Origin of the sequence: Nocardioides aurantiacus, from assembly GCF_003752505.1 — a bacterium.
GTDB lineage: Bacteria > Actinomycetota > Actinomycetes > Propionibacteriales > Nocardioidaceae > Marmoricola > Marmoricola aurantiacus.
Genome location: NZ_RKHO01000001.1, coordinates 4,031,228 through 4,050,606 on the forward strand (window position 1 = coordinate 4,031,228; position 19,379 = coordinate 4,050,606).

16 protein-coding genes are annotated in these 19,379 nt (G+C 69.8%); 12 read left to right on the plus strand and 4 right to left on the minus strand.

Annotated features, from left to right (window positions below; all coding sequences use genetic code 11):
* Positions 1–20 precede the first annotated feature (20 nt).
* Positions 21–764: a trimeric intracellular cation channel family protein gene (locus EDD33_RS19490; protein ID WP_123392777.1), complete on the minus strand. Its 744-nt coding sequence runs from the start codon at positions 762–764 to the stop codon at positions 21–23.
* A gap of 105 nt (positions 765–869) precedes the next feature.
* On the opposite strand from EDD33_RS19490, the gene EDD33_RS19495 reads away from it, so the two are divergent.
* The 8 genes from EDD33_RS19495 (at position 870) to EDD33_RS19530 (ending at position 9,900) form a co-directional block, all read left to right on the plus strand.
* Positions 870–1,616: a dihydrofolate reductase family protein gene (locus EDD33_RS19495; protein ID WP_170169891.1), complete on the plus strand. Its 747-nt coding sequence runs from the start codon at positions 870–872 to the stop codon at positions 1,614–1,616.
* The gene (locus EDD33_RS19500) at positions 1,613–2,584 is read left to right on the plus strand and encodes a dihydropteroate synthase (protein ID WP_123392781.1); all 972 of its coding nucleotides are present in this window, start codon (positions 1,613–1,615) and stop codon (positions 2,582–2,584) included. Before EDD33_RS19495 ends, EDD33_RS19500 begins: the two co-directional genes overlap by 4 nt.
* 50 nt (positions 2,585–2,634) lie before the next feature.
* Positions 2,635–4,305, plus strand: a complete 1,671-nt coding sequence (locus EDD33_RS19505) for an alpha/beta-hydrolase family protein (RefSeq protein ID WP_123392782.1) — start codon at positions 2,635–2,637, stop codon at positions 4,303–4,305.
* A gap of 75 nt (positions 4,306–4,380) precedes the next feature.
* Positions 4,381–5,715 (plus strand): ABC transporter substrate-binding protein, encoded by a 1,335-nt coding sequence (locus EDD33_RS19510; RefSeq protein WP_170169892.1) that lies wholly within the window; start codon positions 4,381–4,383, stop codon positions 5,713–5,715.
* Positions 5,712–6,659 (plus strand): carbohydrate ABC transporter permease, encoded by a 948-nt coding sequence (locus EDD33_RS19515; RefSeq protein WP_211332613.1) that lies wholly within the window; start codon positions 5,712–5,714, stop codon positions 6,657–6,659. Before EDD33_RS19510 ends, EDD33_RS19515 begins: the two co-directional genes overlap by 4 nt.
* Positions 6,659–7,465, plus strand: a complete 807-nt coding sequence (locus EDD33_RS19520) for a carbohydrate ABC transporter permease (RefSeq protein WP_123392785.1) — start codon at positions 6,659–6,661, stop codon at positions 7,463–7,465. Before EDD33_RS19515 ends, EDD33_RS19520 begins: the two co-directional genes overlap by 1 nt.
* Positions 7,466–7,864: 399 nt before the next feature.
* Positions 7,865–8,533: an SLATT domain-containing protein gene (locus EDD33_RS19525; protein ID WP_170169893.1), complete on the plus strand. Its 669-nt coding sequence runs from the start codon at positions 7,865–7,867 to the stop codon at positions 8,531–8,533.
* Positions 8,534–8,715: 182 nt separating this feature from the next.
* Positions 8,716–9,900 carry a reverse transcriptase domain-containing protein gene (locus EDD33_RS19530; protein WP_246003702.1) on the plus strand — a complete coding sequence of 395 codons (1,185 nt, stop codon included), beginning with the start codon at positions 8,716–8,718 and terminating at the stop codon, positions 9,898–9,900.
* 45 nt (positions 9,901–9,945) lie between these two features.
* On the opposite strand, the gene EDD33_RS19535 is transcribed toward EDD33_RS19530, so the two are convergent.
* Together EDD33_RS19535 and EDD33_RS19540 are read right to left on the minus strand one after the other, a co-directional pair.
* A complete protein-coding gene (locus tag EDD33_RS19535; RefSeq protein WP_123392789.1) occupies positions 9,946–13,035 on the minus strand; it encodes a DEAD/DEAH box helicase in 3,090 nt (1,029 codons plus the stop codon).
* 105 nt (positions 13,036–13,140) lie between these two features.
* Positions 13,141–13,833: an NUDIX hydrolase gene (locus EDD33_RS19540; protein ID WP_123392790.1), complete on the minus strand. Its 693-nt coding sequence runs from the start codon at positions 13,831–13,833 to the stop codon at positions 13,141–13,143.
* A 92-nt stretch (positions 13,834–13,925) separates the two neighbouring features.
* On the opposite strand from EDD33_RS19540, the gene EDD33_RS19545 reads away from it, so the two are divergent.
* From EDD33_RS19545 to EDD33_RS19560, 4 genes are all read left to right on the plus strand, one after another.
* The gene (locus EDD33_RS19545) at positions 13,926–14,933 is read left to right on the plus strand and encodes an SPFH domain-containing protein (RefSeq protein ID WP_123392791.1); all 1,008 of its coding nucleotides are present in this window, start codon (positions 13,926–13,928) and stop codon (positions 14,931–14,933) included.
* Positions 14,930–15,811, plus strand: a complete 882-nt coding sequence (locus EDD33_RS19550) for an NAD(+)/NADH kinase (RefSeq protein ID WP_123392793.1) — start codon at positions 14,930–14,932, stop codon at positions 15,809–15,811. Before EDD33_RS19545 ends, EDD33_RS19550 begins: the two co-directional genes overlap by 4 nt.
* A gap of 87 nt (positions 15,812–15,898) precedes the next feature.
* Entirely contained in the window at positions 15,899–16,840 is a 942-nt protein-coding gene (locus tag EDD33_RS20415) for a nuclease-related domain-containing protein (protein WP_211332614.1), read from the plus strand.
* 47 nt (positions 16,841–16,887) lie between these two features.
* Positions 16,888–17,886: a PGN_0703 family putative restriction endonuclease gene (locus EDD33_RS19560; RefSeq protein WP_246003622.1), complete on the plus strand. Its 999-nt coding sequence runs from the start codon at positions 16,888–16,890 to the stop codon at positions 17,884–17,886.
* A 26-nt stretch (positions 17,887–17,912) separates the two neighbouring features.
* Here EDD33_RS19560 and EDD33_RS19565 read toward each other — a convergent pair whose 3' ends face one another.
* Positions 17,913–19,223 carry an HNH endonuclease signature motif containing protein gene (locus EDD33_RS19565; RefSeq protein WP_123392794.1) on the minus strand — a complete coding sequence of 437 codons (1,311 nt, stop codon included), beginning with the start codon at positions 19,221–19,223 and terminating at the stop codon, positions 17,913–17,915.
* Between the last annotated feature and the right edge of the window lie 156 nt (positions 19,224–19,379).

Consider the following 19,379-nt stretch of genomic DNA (forward strand, 5'->3'; position numbering starts at 1 on the left):
CACGACTCGGGCGGGTGGGCCTAGTCGTCGTGCGGCTCCCGCGGGTGGCGGCGGTCCCGGAGCCGGCGCGCGGGCCGGGCGCGGTCGGCCAGCCGCCGGTAGCGGGTCCGCGCCGCCACCGTGCGCGACCAGGCGTCGGCGTCGGGCAGCATCCAGCCGCGCCGGCGGGCGAGCAGCACCAGTCCGGCGCCCACGGCGAGGGCGACCAGCGAGCCCGCCACGGGGTAGCCGACCGCCGTGGCGGTGACCTGCGTCCCGGCCGCGGCGATCGCGGAGGTGGCGTACAGCGTGCCGCCGCCCAGGATCCCCGGCACGCGTCGCAGGACCACGTCGCGCACCAGCCCGCCGCCCGTCGCGGTGATGGTGCCGAGCAGGATCGCGGGCAGCCAGCCGAGGCCGACGTCGAGCGTCCGCTGCGCGCCCACCGAGGCCCAGCAGCCGAGCGCGACGGCGTCGACGACCGGCCAGGTGCCGTCCCAGGCGCGGCCCTCGACGCGGACGACGTAGGCGATGGCGGCGCCGGCGAGCGCCGTGAGGAGGTACGTCGGGTCGGTCAGCGCCACCGGTGGGCCGGCCTGCAGCAGGGTGTCGCGGATCAGCCCGCCGCCCAGGCCGGTCAGCGTCGCCAGCACCACGAACCCGATCGGGTCGAGCCGCTCGCGCCGGGCGATCACCCCGCCGAGGACGGCGTTGGCCAGGACGCCGGTGAGGTCGAGGACGCGGAAGATCTCGCTGACCGCCTGGTCGTCCACCGCCACGTCCATGCCCCGTGCCTACCGTGTCGCGGGCCGCGCCGCCACCGGGTGGTCGCGGCGGGACGGTCCGGTCACCCGCTCGGGTGTAGCCATCCCCGACCTATGTTGTGCGGCGTGGAGATCATCTTCGGCCCCGAGCGCGGCCCCGTGGCCGTCGACGACCTGCCGCGGCACTACCCGTGGCCCGAGCGCGACGGGGCGGCGTACGTCCGGGCGATGATGGTCTGCACCCTCGACGGTGCCGCCGCCGGCGCCGACGGGCTGAGCGGCTCGATCTCCGGCGACGCCGACGGCGAGGTCTTCGTGGCCGTACGCCGCTTCGCCGACGCCGTCCTCGTCGGCGGCGGGACGCTGAAGTCCGAGGAGTACGGCGCCCTCCGCAGCACCGCCGACGACGCGGAGCGCCGGGTCGCCGCCGGCCAGGCCGAGGCCCCGGTGATCGCGGTCGTGTCCGGCTCGCTCGACCTGCCGCTGGGCGAGGACGGGTTCACCGGCTCCACCCGGCGACCGCTCGTGTTCACCACCGCCGACCCCGACCCCGAGCGGCTGGCCGCGGTGCGGGAGCGGTGCGAGGTGGTCCATGCCGACGGCGCAGAGGTCGAGGTCTCGTGGGTGATCGACCGGCTCGTGGAGCGCGGGCTGTGGCGGATCGTCTGCGAGGGCGGCCCCACGCTGCTGCGCGACGCCGCCGACCAGGGTCGGCTCGACGAGGCCGACCTGACCTTCTCGCCGATGCTGGTGGGCACCGCCTCGACGCCCGACACCGAGCTGCTGGGCGACCCGCGGTCCTTCGCGCTGACCCAGGTGATCGCGGCCGAGGAGTTCCTGATGGCCCGCTACACCCGTCGGGACGTCGCGTGATCAGCCTCCGCGCCCTGGCGGCACTCGTCGAGGAGCACGGCGACGAGCTCGACCACCCCGTCGCGCCGTTCCTGCTGGGGAGTCGCAGCCTCGACACCGACACGGCCCCGGCGCTGATGGGGATCCTCAACCTCTCCCGCGACTCGTGGTACCGCGAGAGCGTCGCCACCACCCGCGAGCACGCCGTACGCCGCGGCCGGACGCTCGCCGCCCAGGGCGCCGACCTCGTCGACGTCGGCGCGGAGTCCAGCGACGCCGCGACCGAGCGCGTCACCGCGCAGCGCCAGACCGACCAGCTGGTGCCGGTGATCGAGGAGCTCGCTGCGGCGGGCGTCGCGACCAGCGTCGAGAGCTACCACCCCTCGACCGTCGAGGCGTGCCTGAAGGCGGGCTCGTCGGTGATCAACCTCAGCGGGTCGGCCGACGACGAGGAGATGTTCGGCCTCGCCGCGTCGTACGGCGCCTCGGTCGTGCTGTGCCACATCGTCGGCACCCACGCCCGCGACCTGGCCGACCCCGCGCAGGCCGTCGAGGCGGACCCGTTCCCGCGGATGCTCGAGCAGTTCGAGCGACGCCTCGCCCACGCCCACGAGCTCGGGGTGCCGAGCGTGGCCGTGGACCCGGGCATCGGGTTCGGCTTCTCCTGGCTGCCCGACCCGGTCGACCGGGCGCGCTACCAGGCGGCGGTGCTGCTGCAGACGTTCCGGCTGCGCCGCCTCGGGGCGCCGGTGTGCCACGCGCTGCCGAGCGCGATCGACCTGTTCGGCGAGGAGGTCCGCACCGCCGAGGGGTTCTTCGCGGTGCTCGCCTCCCTCGGTCGGACCGGGATCTACCGCACCCACGAGGTGCCGCGCGTGAAGGTCGTGCTCGACGCCGTGCGCGGGCTGCCGACCCAGCCGCCCGCCCCGCCGGTCTCGTCGTCGGGCCTCGACCGCGACGAGGACGGCGTCGACCGCGAGCAGCGCTGAGGTGTAGTCCAGCGAGGGGCCGGGCCGCCGGGCGGCCGTAGGATCCGGTCATGTCGGCCCTCCGCCAGGGACCACGAGCGCTGGAGCGCTGGGTGCTGGCGCGCAGTCCGCTCGGCCTGGTCCTGGCGGTCCTCATGCTCGGCGCCACGCTCGCGCCCTCGCTGCTGGTCCGCACCTGGGTCTTCCAGGGCGTGCTGAGCGGTGTCGGGCTGGCCGTGGGCTACGGCGTCGGCGTCGCCCTGACCGCTGCCGGGCGCTGGCTCCTGGGCCGCGTCGGGTGGGACCCGCCGGTCCTGGGTGCCCGGCCGCGGTGGGTGCTCGTGGCCGTCCTCGTCGTGGTCGCCGCCCTCGACGTGGCCCGGGCCGCGGGGGAGCACCGGTGGACCTGGGACCGGCTGGGCTACTCGCCGACGCTCACCGCCACGGCGTACGTCGGCGCGATCGGCCTGGCGCTGCTGACCCTGCTGGTGCTGCTGGTGCTGGCGTGGCTGGTCCGGCTGCTGCAGCGACGGGTGGCCTCGGTGGGCGCGCGGTGGCTGCCGGCCTGGGTGGCCGGCGGGCTCGCGCTCGTGGTGGTGCTGTGGGCGCTGCTGGCCTCGGCCAACACCTGGGTGCTGGAGCGGTCGCTGGACGGCATGAACACCGCCTTCGCCGCCGAGGACCTCGAGGTGAGGGCGAGCACGCCCGGGCCGGCGCCCGACGCGCTGCGGTCGGGTACCCCCGACTCGCTGGTCACCTGGCCCGAGATCGGCCACGAGGGCCGCCGCTTCCTCACCGCGGGACCGACCGCGGAGGAGATCCGCGAGCTCGCGCCGGCCGGGGGCCCGGCGGTGCGCGAGCCGGTGCGGGTGTACGTCGGCCGGGCCGCGGCCGACGACGTCGCCGGCCGGGTGCGGCTGGCGCTCGCGGAGATGGACCGGCTCGGTGCCTTCGATCGCCGGGCCGTGCTGGTGGTGGTCCCGACCGGCACCGGCTGGGTCAACGAGCAGATCGTCGCGCCGCCGGAGTGGCTGCTCGGCGGCGACGTCGCCACCGTCGCCGTGCAGTACTCCCACCTGCCGAGCCCGATGGCCTACCTGGGCGAGCACGAGGGCGCGGGGGAGACCGGCCGTCAGCTCATCGCCGGCGTGCAGGCCCGGATCGCGCAGCGGCCCGCGACGGACCGGCCAGCGCTGCTGGTGGCCGGCGAGAGCCTGGGCAGCCACGGCGGATCGGAGGCGTTCACCGACCTCGACGACCTGGTGGCCGGCACGCGGGCCAGCCTGTGGATCGGGCCGCCGGAGTTCATGCACCTGCGCCGCGAGGCCGAGCGGGTGCGGCAGCCCGGGTCGCCGCAGATCGCCCCGGTCGTGGGCGAGGGGCGCGACGTGGTGTTCGCCAACCGGCGTACCGACCTCGACGGGACGCGGCCCCGCTCGGTCTTCCTGCAGCAGGCCGACGACCCGATCGTCTGGTGGGACGTCCCCACGCTGTGGGACCGGCCCGACTGGCTCGAGGAGCGACGCGACCCGGCCATCAACCCGGCGATCTCCTGGCGGCCGTCGGCGACGTTCTTCAACCTCACCATCGACATGGCCGTGGCCAACGACTTCGACGAGGACCACGGCCACCTCTACGGCACCCAGCCGCTCGCCGCGTGGGCCGCGATGCTGCACCCGCGCGGGTGGGACACCGCGCGGGTCGAGGAGCTGCGGGTGCGGTTGGCGGTGCTGGGACGCTGACGCGCGCGCCGGACGTGTCGGCTGCCCGCCAGCCACGGGCGGCCCGAACGCGGGGGCCGGGGGTACGTCCACCCCGTGCCACCACCCCCGTCCCTCAGCCGCCGCGCGCTGCTCGGCAGCGCGCTGGGTCTCGGTGCCTACGGCCTCTCGGGCTGCGCCGGCCTGACCGAGCGCGTCTCCTCCACCAGCCGCGGCAGTCGCGACACGCTGACCTTCCAGACCTACGGCACCGACGTCGAGGGCAACATCTACGACGTCCTGGCCCGCCGGTTCGAGGAGCAGAACCGTGGCGTCACCGTCGACGTGACCGTGGTGCCGTTCGCCGAGGCCTCGACGGGCATCGACGCCGGCCTGGTCTCCGGCACCGCGCCCGACATCTTCCGCGTCGACTACCCGACGATGGGGGTGTACGCCAGCACCGGCCAGCTGCTCGACCTCGAGGACTCGCTCGACGAGCTCGCCGGTGACTCCTCGAAGGCGTTCATGGACGCCGTGACCGACCGGGGCCGCGTCTTCGGCATCCCGCAGCACGTCGACACCAGCGCGCTGGTCTACCGGCCCGACGTGCTCCGCGACGCCGGCATCACCTCGGTGCCCGACCGGCCCGAGGACGCCTGGAGCTGGGAGGAGTTCGCGCAGGTCGCGGCCACGCTGCGGGACGCGGCGCCGGCCGGCAGCTCGGCCTTCGCGGTCAACTGGCAGGCGCTCGGCGCCTTCCGCTGGCTCAACTTCCTCTTCCAGGCCGGCGGTCACGTGTACGACGAGGACCGCACCCGCTCGCTGCTGACGTCGGCCTCCGCCACCCGCGCGCTCGACTTCACCAAGTCGTTCTTCGACGAGGGGCTGGTGCCGCAGACCAGCTCGACCAAGGCGGCGACGTACCCGGACGCGCTGTTCACCTCGGGCAGCCTGGCGATGCTGTACGCCGGCAACTTCCTGCTGCCGAGCTTCGCGGACACCATCAAGGACCGCTTCGAGTACGCCGTGACCTACCTGCCGCGCGACCGGCGCCGGGCCAGCGAGCTGGGCGGCAACGCGCTCGTCGCGACCAAGGGCGCGACCAACCCCGAGCTGGCCTCGGAGTTCCTGACCTTCATGGCGGCGCCCGCGCAGATGAAGGACTTCTGCGAGGCCTCGGTGCTGCTGCCGACCCGCGACTCGCTGCTCTCGCAGGAGCTCGACTTCGCCGTCGCGGCCGACCTGATGCCGGTGTACGCCGACCAGGTCACCACCATCGAGCCCCGCGACGTCGCCGACGTCACGACCGCCACCTTCGCCGAGGTGAACCTGTCGCTCGCCAACGAGCTGGAGACCTGCTTCCTGTCGGGTCGCGGCACCGCGGACACGCTGCAGGCGCTGGCCGAGCAGGTCGACGAGTCGGCGTACCTCAACCGTCAGGACGCATCGTGACCATTGAGAAGACGGCCCTCGCGCCTGGCCAGGAGGCGCCGGGGGAGCAGGCGACCACGCCCGGCACGGCACCGCGGTCGAGGCTGCGCGACAACCGGTCGGCGTACTCCTTGCTGGCGCCCAACCTGCTGCTGATCGGGCTGTTCCTGCTCGTCCCGCTGGTGTGGTCGCTGCTGATGGCGTTCCAGGCGAAGCGGTCGTTCGGCCTCGGCGAGTGGTCGGGCCTGACCAACCTCTCCCGGCTGCTGAGCGACGACGTGTTCTGGCGGGCGCTGCTCAACACCGCGATCTTCACCGTCGCCACCGTGCCGCTGAGCGTCGGGCTCGGCCTGGCGCTGGCGCTGCTGATGGACAAGGCGCTGCCCGGCCGCGGGGTGTTCCGCACGATCGTCTACCTGCCGATCGCGGTCAGCTCGCTCGTGGTGTCGCTGGTCGGGCTGCTGCTGTTCGACGAGTCGATCGGCATCCTCAACGGCGTGCTGCGCGACCTCGGCGTGGGGCCGGTGGCGTGGCAGAGCAACGGCGCGCTGGCGATGCTGTCGGTGGTCGTGATGACGCTGTGGACGCGGGTCGGCTTCGGGATGCTCGTCTACCTCGCAGCGCTGCAGGACGTCGACTCCGAAGTCCTCGAGGCGGCCACGATGGACGGCGCCGGCGGCCTCGACCGGATCCGCCACGTGGTCGTGCCGTGGTTGCGGCCCACGACGTTCTTCCTGGTCGTGATCAACATGATCTGGTCGTTCCAGGTCTTCGACGTCGTCTACGTGATGACCAACGGCGGGCCCGGCTACTCCACGACGATGCTGGTGACCTACGCCTACGACGAGGGCTTCGGGCCGTCGCGCAACTTCGGGTACGGCGCCACCGTCGGCCTCGTCCTGCTCGTCATCACGCTGGCCATCACCGCGGTGCAGCTGCGCGTCAACCGTCGTCAGGAGGCGTGATGAGCCGCCCGGTCCGCTTCCTGGTCTGCCTCGTCGTCTCGGCGGTGTTCGTGCTGCCGCTGTTCGCGATGGTCGTGGTCGCCTTCACCCCGCGCGAGCTGGTCTTCGACGGTGGCGCCAGCCTCTGGCCGTCGAGCTTCACGACGTCGAACTTCACCAATCTCTTCGCCAGCTTCCCGGTCTGGCGGTGGTTCTCCAACGCGATGATCGTGGCCACCCTGACGACCGCGCTGTCGGTCGCGGTCAACCTCGCGGCCGGCTTCGCGCTGGCCAAGCTGCAGTTCGCCGGCCGCACGTTCGTGCTGGTCGTGGTGCTGAGCACGCTGATGGTGCCGGCGCAGGCCGTGATGATCCCGCAGTTCGAGCTGGTCGCCCGGATGGGCCTGATCGGCCTGTTCTGGGCGGTGATCCTGCCCTCGGCGTCGACGGCGCTGGGGGTGTTCCTGGCGCGGCAGTTCTTCGTGTCGGTGCCCGACGAGCTGCTCGACGCCGCCCGGCTCGACGGCTGCGGCACGGTCGCGACGCTGCGGTACGTCGTACTCCCGATGGCGAAGCCGCTGATCGCCGTCATGGTCCTGCTGGCCTTCATGACGCAGTGGAACGACTTCCTCTGGCCCCTGATCACGCTGCGCGACCCCGACCTCTACACCCTCCCCGTCGCGCTGCGGTTCCTCCAGGGCCAGTTCGACGCCGACTACGGCGGGCTGATGGCGATGGCGCTGCTGTCGTGCGTGCCGCTGTTGGTGGTGTTCGTGGCGCTGCAGCGGTTCTTTGTCGACGGGTTCTCGCGGTCGGGGATCCGGTGATCAATTGTGTGCGCACGCCTCGGTGCACCCGCCGTCCCGAGGCCCTGCACGCCGCCCGCTGCGACGGAGGTGCGTCCCGCGCAGACACACAGGGCCTGTCAAGGCGGGTGACCGGCCATCGGAATAGCCGCCACTTCTCACCTGTGGCTGCGGTTGACCAGCCTGCTTTCCCATGTGCATCCGTCAGGTCAGGCCCAGCTGAGGCAATCGTCAAGGTACGGTTGGCATGCGCGGGACCACCTACGTGAGAATGGTTTCTGTGTAGTTGTGCTTAGCACCTTCGGCTGTGACGCGGTGGACAACATGCGTGTCATGGCGAGTCGATCGCCGGGTCTCCGGCAGCACGGAACTTCCGTGTCGCGCACCCAATACCTCACGCAAGTACGGGAGGCTCTCGGGATGACCGAGCCGACTCAGTCTGACGCCAATTCTCAAGGTGGGACGTCGAGCCACGGCGCCGGCCGTGTGGGTGGGCAGGAGGACTGGCTCGAAAAATTCGAACGTCGTACCTACACCACCTTTGTTAGCCGGGCACGCGCATCGGAGCGGCTGGGCGTGCGCGGGATGCTCTGGATGATTGCACTATCCGTTGCCTCCGCATCCACACTCTGCGCCTCGGTTGTCTCTCTCGCGAATGGGCCGCGACCAGTCTCCCAGGCCGATCTTGGGACGACCCTTTTCTCGCTTGCAACGCTGGTGCTTTCCTTGATCGTTGCAGCACTCAACTATCAATCGCGCTCTCGAGACTTATTCCATAGTTTTCGAGCAATTCAGCGAGTTTCCTCACAAGCGGAGTCTTTGCGGTATCTCGGTGGACCGAGCGCGGGTGGGGGGCCAGAGACATCCGCACTAGAGGGTGCGTACCAAGACGCGCTTGACCAGTCCGAGAACCACACAACCCTGGACTATCATAAGGCGCGGCGACCGCGGCAAGATGAGCACAAGCGTGAGGATGAGCGTGCGCAGCTTCGAGCAACGATTTTACAAGGCGCTCTGACGGCCCTGCCTGCCGTAATCATCGCAGTCAGCCTATTCTGGATCGTCTTCATATTCGTTGATTTGCGCTAGTGGTCTCTATGAGTGCGAGCGAAGCGTTCCGACGCCACACGACTAAGAAACAACTACGACAGCAACTCTTAGTGGCGATTCCGTCTGCGCAGGGGGTTGGGCTCGACGGTATTCATCCGAGCGCGATCGATGGGTGGCCGCGAATCCGCGCTGACGATCTCGTAACATTCGTATCCACCTCGATGCGTTCAGGCACCTTCCGTTTCACCAGTTACCGAGAAGGGCTAGCTTCCCGTGGGCGCGGCCGGCCGCCACGGATCTTCGCTCTGCCAACGATCCGGGATCGACTGGCGCTTGGCGCCCTCAAGGCCACGCTGTCAGATGTCTATGGCATTTCGGGGCCCGAACCGCCGCAGAGAAAAATGGGTCGGGTTGTCGACGCGGTGCGGTCCGGGTCCTATTCACATTTCATGAAGCTGGACATTCAAGACTACTTCTCATCAATTCGACACCACGTGTTGCTGGAACGCTTGAGGCGGGATATTCGCTCAACTACGGTCTTGGACCTCTGCGACCGGGCCGTCCGAAATTCGACAGTAGCGTTTGGCGAGAGGAGTCGGGGACTTTCGTCAGAGCCAGATGGAATCCCACTTGGAATCTCCATCTCGTCAGTTCTCGCCGAAGTGTACCTAAGCGACTTCGATGAGCGTTTCGGGGCAGATTTTCAGATGTTTAGATACGTCGACGATGTCCTGGTCTTGTTGAAAGACGACCGCCACCCCTTTTCTTCTATGCAATCAGAACTGCGACGGCTGGGTCTGCTGACCCATCCACTAGGGACCGTGGGCAAATGTGAAATTGGTCGAATCGCGGACGGATTTCAATACCTCGGGTATCAGTTGGATGACCAGTCTGTTGTTGTCGCGAGCGCTGGCATCCGCAAGATCGAGAGTGAACTCGCGCACTTGATATCGAACGCAGCTAGGGTGCGGAAGGGGTCGATACAGAAGCGCGAGTTCGATCGTCTAGTTTGGCGCCTGAACCTCGTGATTGGTGGGTGCGTTATTGACGGCAGCGCTAGAGGGTGGATTCGCTATTACAACCGAGTGGACAATTTGACAGTGCTTGGTCACTTGGACGGACTTGTGCGCGATCTCCTGCGGCGGTATGGACTGGCTGGGTCTATAAATACTAAGCGATTTATCTCGGCCTATTGGGCCAGCTTAGACAACAGTAAGTTTCGCAAGTACGCCTTCGACCTGGACAACGTCACAGCGAGCGACGCAAGGAAGCACCTTGTAGAACTTGAGAGCTGGCCACGAGCCACGGTATCTGCGCTAAGCGATTCCGAAGCGCAGTCGGCGTTTCGCCGCCAAGTCAGACGCCATGTGATCGATATTGAGCGCGACCTGGAACCTGCGTCATAGCGCCGGCGCCGGTCCGGTGCGATCACCACGTCTGACCACGTCTTGCTACTGGGCGATGGCGGCGGCCGTGTGAAAGAAATCCGCCGGCATGGGAGTAGCCAGCCGCCACGTGATGGCAATAGGTCGCTCTCCCTGGTGCGAGACGTAGGTCGCCGGCCCGAGGAAGAGGTACGGCGAGGTTCCGAAGTCGTCCTTCTGTTCGCGGCGTACGAACAGCAGGATGGTGCTGGTGCCGGAGAGGTAGCGGCGGCCAGTGGGGGAATTGACCGAGGTGGTCGACTGTGACTCCCAGTGGAACAGCTCGGGACTGATTGGGTAGTCCTGATACATCGTCGTGGGGGAGTAGTCCGCTTCTGACTTCTTCAGGGTGACGAAGAATGCGTCGACGTTGGTGGCCTCGGAGTACACGACGCCCTGCATCACGCTGGTGGGACGGCGCTTCAGGTTGGCGTAATCGATTGCGGCGAGAATCTCTTCGCGCTGGTAGCGACCGTGCACCCGTAAGGGGACCTCATCGAGGTGCCGACCGAGCGCAGTCGTCACGTGACGGGCAGCATCGAACGAGAAGTCAGCGACGGTCTGGATCTCGTGTCGGGCCGCACCCTCGGCTTGCAGGGCGGCCAATGCGTCGTCGTACGAGCGGTGTCCGCCACCGTCCGGCCAAAGCGAGAAAAATAGCATGCGAGCAAGGCGCCGCTCCATCGCCGACATCGAGCTGTACGCCGGCGCGCCGTCGGCCAGCAGCCCGCGATAGGACTCCGCCCGCACGCGGTCGTCGACGTGCGCGAAGGCGCGGACGCGGCGCAGCAGGCGATCCTCGAGCTCAGACCCCGGCGGTGTGGGCAGACCTGCGTCGCGTCGCAGGCCGGTCCACGAGTTCTTGCCCTGGCGCAAGATGTCGCTCAGCTCGAGACCGGACTCGTCGAGGAACGCGGGCAGGTCTTGTGCGCCATGCTCCCGGAGCTCCGAGACGATTTGCGACCATCGACGGGTCACCTGCCCGCGGATGTTGTCGAGCACCAGCTCGCGCGACTGTCGGTCCATGACGATCTGGCAACCAGACGGCAAGAAGGGGAAGTCGTTCTCGACCTGGCGCAACACGTGCCGTCGAGTCCCTCCAATGAGGGCCCGATAGCGGTTCGCGAACTGAAACTCGTGACGGTGGTAGCCGATGAAATCCAGCACTGTGAGCACCGCCTTGTGAGGCGTACGACGAAGTCCGCGCCCGAGCTGCTGCAAGAAGATGGTCGCGCTCTCGGTGGGCCGAAGGAACAACACGGTGTCCACGTCCGGCACGTCGAGGCCCTCGTTGAAGAGATCCACCGTGAACAGGATGTTGGCCTTGCCGGCGCGCAGATCAGCCAGGGCCTCAGCGCGCTCGCGAGGTGGCGTCGAGCCGCTCAATGCACACGCAGTGACGCCTGCATCGTTGAAGACCCGGGCCATGTACTCCGCATGGGCCACGCTGACGCAGAAGCCGAGACCCCGCATGGACGTCACGTCGGCGACCTTGTCGCGCAACTCCTTCAGCACGATGGCGGCGCGGCTGTCGTTCCCGGTGTAGACGCCGTCCAGCTCGTCCGCGTCGTAACGGTTGCGCGTCCACCTGACCTGGCGCAGGTCGGTGCCGTCAGCAACCGCGAAGTAGTGGAAGGGGCAGAGGAGGTCGGCCCCCAGCGCGTCCCACAGGCGCAGCTCCGTGGCTGTACGTCCCCCGAAGAACTCCACGCGGACGTCCACGCCATCGGCGCGCTCGGGCGTCGCTGTCAGTCCCAGCAGCTCGCGCGGCTGCAAGTGCTCGATGATGCGTCGGTAGGTGCGGGCTTCAGCGTGGTGGAACTCGTCGATCACGATGATGTCGAAGGCGTCGGCGGGGATGTTGTCCACGCCGTAGGCAGTGAGGGACTGAACGCTGGCGAACACGTGTCGCCAGCGCTCGGGTCGAGCGTTGCCGACGTAGAGCTCGCCGAAGTTGGCGTCGGTCAGCACTTCGCGGTAGGTCCGCAGCGACTGCTCGAGGATCTCGCGGCGGTGAGCGACGAACAGGAGTGTGGGCTGCCCTCCCGCGGTCTCGCACAACCCGCGGTAGTCCAACGCCGCCACTACCGTCTTGCCGGTTCCCGTGGCCGCCACCACGAGGTTGCGGTGCCGGTCATGCGCCTGCCGCTCCGCCTTGATCGCTTCGAGCATGTCCTCCTGATAGGGGAAGGGACGCACCTGCAAGCCCGAGATCGAGATGGTCACGCTGTCCGTCGTGCGCCGTCCGGCTGCGGCGTTGAGCGCATCGTCGAGCCGGTCCCGATCGCGGTCCGGGTCGTAGGGCTCGAAGTCGGCGTTGTCCCAGTAGGAGTCGAACGTCGCGCGGAACTTCTGCAGCAGCGATGGCGTCGTCGCTTCCGCCAAACGGACGTTCCACTCGACGCCCTCCAGCAGGGCGCTCGTGGAGAGGTTGGACGAGCCGACGTACGCCGTGTGAAAACCAGTGGCGCGGTGGAACAACCAGGCCTTTGCGTGGAGGCGTGTGCGGGCGGCGTCGTACTGCACCTTGACTTGGGCGCCATAGTCCCGAATCAGACGGTCGAGCGCTTGCCGCTCAGTGCCGCCGATGTAGGTCGTGGTGAGGATTCGCAGAGGTACGCCGGCCTCGTGCGCCCGCTTGAGCGGAGCGTCGAGCAGTCGGACTCCCCGCCACATGACGAAGGCGCAGAGCAGATCGATGCGGTCAGCCGAATCGATCTCTGCTCGGAGCTCGCTGGCCAGGCTGGGTTCGTCGGGTGCGTTGGTGAGCAGAGCAGCGTCATTCAGGGGGGTGCGGGGACGCTGCGCATACCGACCACTGCCGCCAGGGCCGCCCGCAGGTCGTAGCGACACCAGTTCCTCGGCCGGCGCCAAGACGTCGTCGTGGTCGTCGATCGCCTCCAGCAGCCGGTTGATCGTGGCGATGCGCTCAGCCGGGTCGCGCACCACACTCAGCCGTCGCTCGAGACGATCGGACAGGTGCCTGGCTAGGCGCAGGTTGAGATCGGCGTCGTCGACCCGGTTGCGCGATGCTTCTAGGTCATCCGCCCCGATCGCTGCGGACAGTGCGCGAGTCAGGATGGCTTCGTAGAGCCCTTCCTCCACGCCGGCCCCCATTCCGATCGCTCACCACCGCGCAGGTCTGCACGCTAGCGGGCACACCCGCTTCGGGAAGCAGGCGCGCGACACGCACCGGCCCAGGACCGCCGGAGATGACGGCCGTTAAGGCGCCGGCCGAGTGAGCGGCGGCAGCAACGCGGTCGTCGCCCCCCGTCGAAACAGCTCAGCCGGCCGCCCACCCTGCCGGTTCGTCCGCTCTCCAGTAGCGGCGAGGAACCCCGGGGTTGCCGTCGCCTTGCGATGGAAGTTCCGCGGGTCGAGGGTGACCCCCCAGACGACCTCGTAGACCCGTCGCAGCTCGCCGATGGTGAACTCCGGCGGGCAGAAGGCGGTGGCGAGGGGGGAGTACTCCAGCTTGGCGCGGGCGCGCTCGAGCCCGTCGCGCAGGACCTCGTCGTGGTCGAAGGCGAGCGACTCGACCGACGACACCGGCACCCAGGAAGCGGCCACCGCGTCGGTGCCGGCCCGGGGCGTCGGTAGGTCGGGGGCGAGCGCCAGGTGGGCGACGCTGACGACGCGCATGCGGGGGTCGCGGGCGGGGGCGCCGTACGTGCGGAGCTGCTCGAGGTGGACGTCCGCTGCGGTCAGGCCGGTCTCCTCGGCGAGCTCGCGCAGGGCGGCGGTCTCGAGGTCCTCGTGGGGCAGGACGAAGCCGCCGGGGAGGGCGCGCCGGCCGGCGTACGGCTCCTCGCCCCGCTCCACCGTCAGCACGCACAGGTCGTCGTCGCGGATGGTCAGGACGACGAGGTCGACGGTGACGGCGAAGGGCTCGAAGGCGCCGGGGTCGTAGGCCATGGGTGCGACCCTACCGAGTTGTCGTCGAGTTGACGAGAACAGGCCGTGAAGCTTATCGTCATTACGACGAAAACAATCGACCGGAGGTCACCATGGCTGACATCGCCCGCTACCCGTTGGTCCGCCACCTGCGCGGCAACGCCACCACCCACGTCGCCCACGTGCGCAACGGAAAGACCGTCCACGCCGGGGTCGGGGCGGCCTTCTGGTACCGCCCGCTCAGCGCCGTCCTCACCGAGGTGCCGGTCGACGACCGCGACCTCGCGCTGCTGCTCCACGCCCGCACCGCCGACTTCCAGGACGTGAGCGTGCAGGCCACGGTCACCTTCCGCGTCGTCGACCCGACGGTCGCCGCGGGCCGCATCGACTTCTCGATCGACCCCGAGCACGGCCGCTGGAGGGGTACGCCGCTCGACCAGGTCGCGGGGCTGCTCACCGAGAGCGCCCAGCAGCACGCCGTCGACCTGGTGGCCGGCGCCGAGCTGACCACCGTGCTGGCCGGCGGGGTGCGGCCGATCCGGGCCGCGATCGCCGAGGGCCTGGCCGGCGACGGCCGGCTGGCCGAGAGCGGCATCGCGGTCATCGGCGTCCGCGTCGTCGCGGTGCGGCCCGAGCCGGAGGTCGAGAAGGCGCTGCGTACTCCGACCCGCGAGCAGGTGCAGCAGGAGGCCGACCGGGCGACGTACGAGCGGCGCGCGATGGCCGTCGAGCGCGAGCGAGCGATCGGGCAGAACGAGCTGCAGACCCAGATCGAGCTCGCCCGGCGCGAGGAGGAGCTGGTCACCCAGCGCGGCGCCAACGCCCGTCGTCAGGCCGAGGAGGCGGCGGCGGCCGGCGAGGTCGCCACGGACGCCGAGGCGCGCCGCGTCGAACGGCTGGCGGTCGCCAAGGCCGAGGCGACTCGCTCGGCCGGTGTGGCCGAGGGCGAGGCGGAGGCGGCGCGGGTCGCGGCGTACGCCGAGCTCAGCGAGGCCGTCATCCTCGGCCTGGCCCTCAAGGAGCTCGCCGGCAACCTGCCCCGCATCGAGAGCCTCGTGCTGACGCCCGACCTGCTCGCGCCGGTGCTGGCCAAGCTCGGCGCGGCCAAGGGGGAGGCGTGACCGGCCTCGCCCCGCGGGTGGTCGTGGTGCACCGGCGCACGGAGCTCGCGGAGCTCCTCGCCCGCCACGGCACCCGCGGGCAGGCGGCCTTCTTCCTGCAGGCGAGGGGGCGCGACCTCGACGAGCTCGACGCTCGGGACGCCGCGCAGCGGTCCGCGCTGGCCGAGGTGGGCGCGGCGGTCCCGCTCGACTGGCGCCGGGGGAGCGTAGAGCGGGGCGACCTCGACCGGTTCCTGTTCGAGCCGGACGACCTGGTGGTCGTGGTGGGGCAGGACGGGCTGGTGGCCAACGTCGCGAAGTACCTCCACGGGCAGCCGGTCATCGGCATCGACCCCGAGCCGGGCCGCAACCCGGGCGTGCTCGTCCGGCACCAGCCGTCGGCGACCGCCGCGCTGCTCCAGGGGAAGGGGCGGATCGAGCACCGCACCATGGTCGAGGCGCGGACCGACGACGGGCAGGTGCTGGTCGCGCTCAACGAGGTGTACGTCGGCCACCCCAGCCATCAGACCGCGCGCTACACGCTGACCGCACCCGGGGGTGCGCCCGAGCGGCAGGCGTCGTCGGGTCTGCTGGTGGCGACCGGTACGGGTGCGACCGGCTGGTGCCGGTCGGCCTGGCTCGAGCGGCATTCGCAGCTGGCCCTGCCGGCGCCGACCGAGCAGCGGCTGGCCTGGTTCGTCCGCGAGGCCTGGCCCTCGCCGGCGACCGGGGTCACCGCCACCGAGGGATCGCTCGCCGGAGCGCCCTTGGTGATCACCGTCGAGACCGACGGCCTGGTGGCCTTCGGCGACGGCATGGAGGCCGACCACCTGACGCTTCGGTGGGGCCAGCAGGTGAGCGTCGGGGTGGCGGAGCGGGTGCTGCGGCTGGTGGTGTGAAACCGCCAGATTGACCGGAACCTCCACGCGCGGAGCTGATGGTCGGCATCCTGAGGATGTCCGATTTGAGCACCTTGGGGGAACGTCATGACTGCCGAAGCCGAGCTGGGACCCGCGGTCCCGCATGACGGTCCCGCCATCGTCGTCCGCTGGAAGCGCTTCGGGCACGACCGCCTCTACGTCAAGGGCGTCGACGACCTCGACCTCGGCTACTGGGACCTCAAGACCGACGAGCCCCACCCCGCGAGACCGGAGTGGCTGGGGGTCGTCACCGAAGCCGTGACGACATGGAAGCGGACCGCGCCGGCCCGCAACGTCACGCCGTCCACCGTGTCGGTCGTCCGCGAACCCGAGGCGCCGCCGGCCCCCGTCCTCGACGCGCCCTCGACCGCGGTGCCGGACCGTCCGTGGGTCGACCTGGCGACCAACCTGCCGGCAGAAGGGATCCGTGAGATCGCCGTCGCGGCGCACCAGGCTGCGCCGGTGAAAAGCGTCCTCGCCCGGGTCCTCGGCGTCCACACCGAGGAGCGGGGCTGGCGCATCGGCGCGGACGGGGAGGAAAAGGTGGCGGCCAAGCTGGCGAAGGTGGCCGCCCGCGACCCGCGCTGGCGCTTCCTGCACTCGATCCCGGTCGGCACCCGTGGCTCCGACATCGACCACCTGGCCATCGGCCCGGGTGGCGTCTTCACCATCAACTCCAAGCACCACCCCGGGTCGAAGATCTGGGTGGGGGGCAACACGTTCCTGGTGGACGGTCACAAGCAGCCCTACGTACGAAACTCCCGCCACGAGGCCGAGCGCGCCGCACGGTTGCTGTCGGCGGGCGCTGGCTTCGCTGTACCGGTCGACGGGATGGTCGTGACCGTGAACGCAGGCGACTTCGTCGTCAAGGCGCAGCCGACCGGCGTCCACGTCGTACAGCGCATACAGGTCGCGACGTGGCTGCTGCGTCTGGGTCCCACGCTGGACGACGCGCAGATCGAGGCGATCTACGAGGTGGCTCGGCGGTCGACCACCTGGCGCGACTGAGACGCGCTCAACCCACCTTTGACGAGGAACAGCGAGGAGATCGAGACATGATCATGGAGCCCACGCCGACACAAGCCGAGCTGGAGACAGCTCATTGCTGGTTTGACAGCGACAAGGCCGGCGGCGCCGAGATGACCGAGTTCAAGCGCCTGGCCCGTTATCGACAACACCGATGGGCCACGGAGGTGAAGGGTGTCCGCGCCTTCGGAACACACTCCCGAACCCGCGGCGGAGGTGTGACTGAGGTCGAAAATGGCACGAAGCTACTGAATGAGGACGCGGACCGTGGCTTGAACTTCCTCACGAGGGGCGCCCACGCCGCAGCGATGGATCGCGTTGCCCAGAAGCAACCTCACGAGACCCTGGACGAACGCCGCTTACGCCGCGACCTCCTCTCGTCGATGCCCATGGCCTTCAACCTCTTCGGCGACGCGGCGCGAGCCGACAACAACGCTTCGAGAGCGGCTCTTGCACGTGTGTTCGGGGTGGCTGACGCCCCGGTGTCGGATCTTGTCTTCGAATGGTCTCCTGAGCGTAGGAGCGACGCCTACACCCGGGATCGCACTGCTTTCGACGTCGCATTGCGCCTGGGTGATGAGTCCGCTCCGAGGACCGTCGTCGGGATCGAGACGAAGTACCACGAGCACTGCGCGCGGGAGACCCGCCCGAGCCCGGCAAAGGCGGAAGCGCGTCAGCGTCATGATCAGCAGACGGCCTTCCTCGTCGAAATCGCCGAACGGTCTGGAGTGTTCGCCAGTGGTTGGCAGGACGCCGTCCTCGACACGGACCTGCGTCAGCTGTGGCGCGACCATCTCCTTGCCCTGTCGATGCGGAATCGCACCGACCTCTGGACGACGGAAACGCGCTACGTTCTGCTGTTCCCCCGTCGCAATGTCAGCTTTGCAGCGGCTGCCGAACGCTACAACGCTGTGCTTGCGGAGCCCGGCGGCTCGTTCGCGGCCCTCGCCATCGAGGACGTGGTCGATTCGGCCTTCCTCGACACCCCCGACGCTGCTCAGTTGTTCCGACAGCGCTACCTATGGTGAGCAGCTGATTCCGAGGTGTGGTGTCGTCACTCCCGCCGGTGGAAGTCGATCTTCCCGTCGGGTCTGACGCGGTGGTGGTACGCCGGGTCGTGGACCCGCCGGTGGTGGTGGCCGCACAACAGACGACCGTTCCCCACGCTGGTCGCGCCGCCGGCTGACCAGGCGAGGTCGTGGTGGGCGTGACAGAGGGCGGGCGGCCGGTCACAGCCGGTGGCGGTGCAACCGCGGTCGCGCTGGGCGAGCGCGAGGCGCTGGCCCTTGGTGTGCAGCCGGCGGGTGCGGCCGAGGTCGAGCGGCACCGACGCGCCGTCGAGGACGGCCGGGATGATCCGGTGCGCGCACGCCAGGCGGCGGGCCTCGCCGGCTGAGATGCGCGTGCCGGTGTCCAGCGTCGCGACCCCGGCGGCGTCCAGGCCGGCGAGCAGCTGGTCGAGCCGCATCGTCACCACCACGGTGATGTCGCCGCCGCCGACGGTCGGCAGGGCGTCGGCGGGGAGTGCTTCGAGGAGCTGGGTGAACGCGACGCCGTGGCGGACCGGGGTGGGCAGCTCGGGGTCGATGACCGCCTCGCCATCCGAGTCCGAGCGCGTTGGTGAGGCCAGTCCGAGGATCGCCTTGGTGAGGATCGCGCCGTGCAGCGCCGGCAGGGTGAACCGGCCGCGGCACAGGCCGTCGGCGGTGTGGGCCATCGTCAGGCTCGTCTTGCGGGCCGCGGCTGCTTCCTGGGCCTCCAGCGAACGTCCCTCGTAGGCCTCGGCCAGGTCGGGGGCGATGACCTCGAACAACCGGGCTCCCAGGACCTCGAGCTCCTTGGCGTCGTGGTGCCGTGCGAGGGCGACGAGGTGCTGCTCGGCTGCGGTCCGCTGCTCGTCGTCGACGGCGAACTCACCGCAGATGGGGAGCCGGTCGACGGAGCGGACGATGACGCGCGCCTGGTCGGGGTTGACGACCCCGGTCGCCATCGCGGTTGAGGTGGCGGTGTGGTGCTCGAGGGCGTGGGCGAACTTGAGATCGGAGCGGGCGTGGACCCGGCGTTGCCGGGTGTGGTGGGCCACCCACTCCGCCGCCGAGGCGGACGCCTCGGCGCCGGTGGCGCCGGAGCGGTCGGCCTCGGCGAGGACCTGGAGCCGGAGCGCCTCGAGCTGCGCGGTCGCCGTCGCGAGGTCGGTCAGGACCTGGCGCTGCTCGGCCGCCTCCATCGCCCACACCGGACGGGCGCTGGTCGCGGTGAGCTGGTCGAGGCGGGTGCGGAGGCGGGTCGTGAAGTCGGCCAGCGGGTGAGTGCACGCCGAGGTCCCGGGCGGGGTGCCCGCGGGGGTCTCGGTGGTGTCGCTCATGGATCCATCCAAGCACCGAGCACCGACAAGATCTGCCTCTGACCTGCGGTTTTGTCCGGGATGCGGACGTCGATCCGAAGTTCTTCCGGGTATGGGTCGGCGGGTCCAGAGACGGTCGCAGAGCTAGGACCTCGACCAGCCGGGACAGCGCCGCCC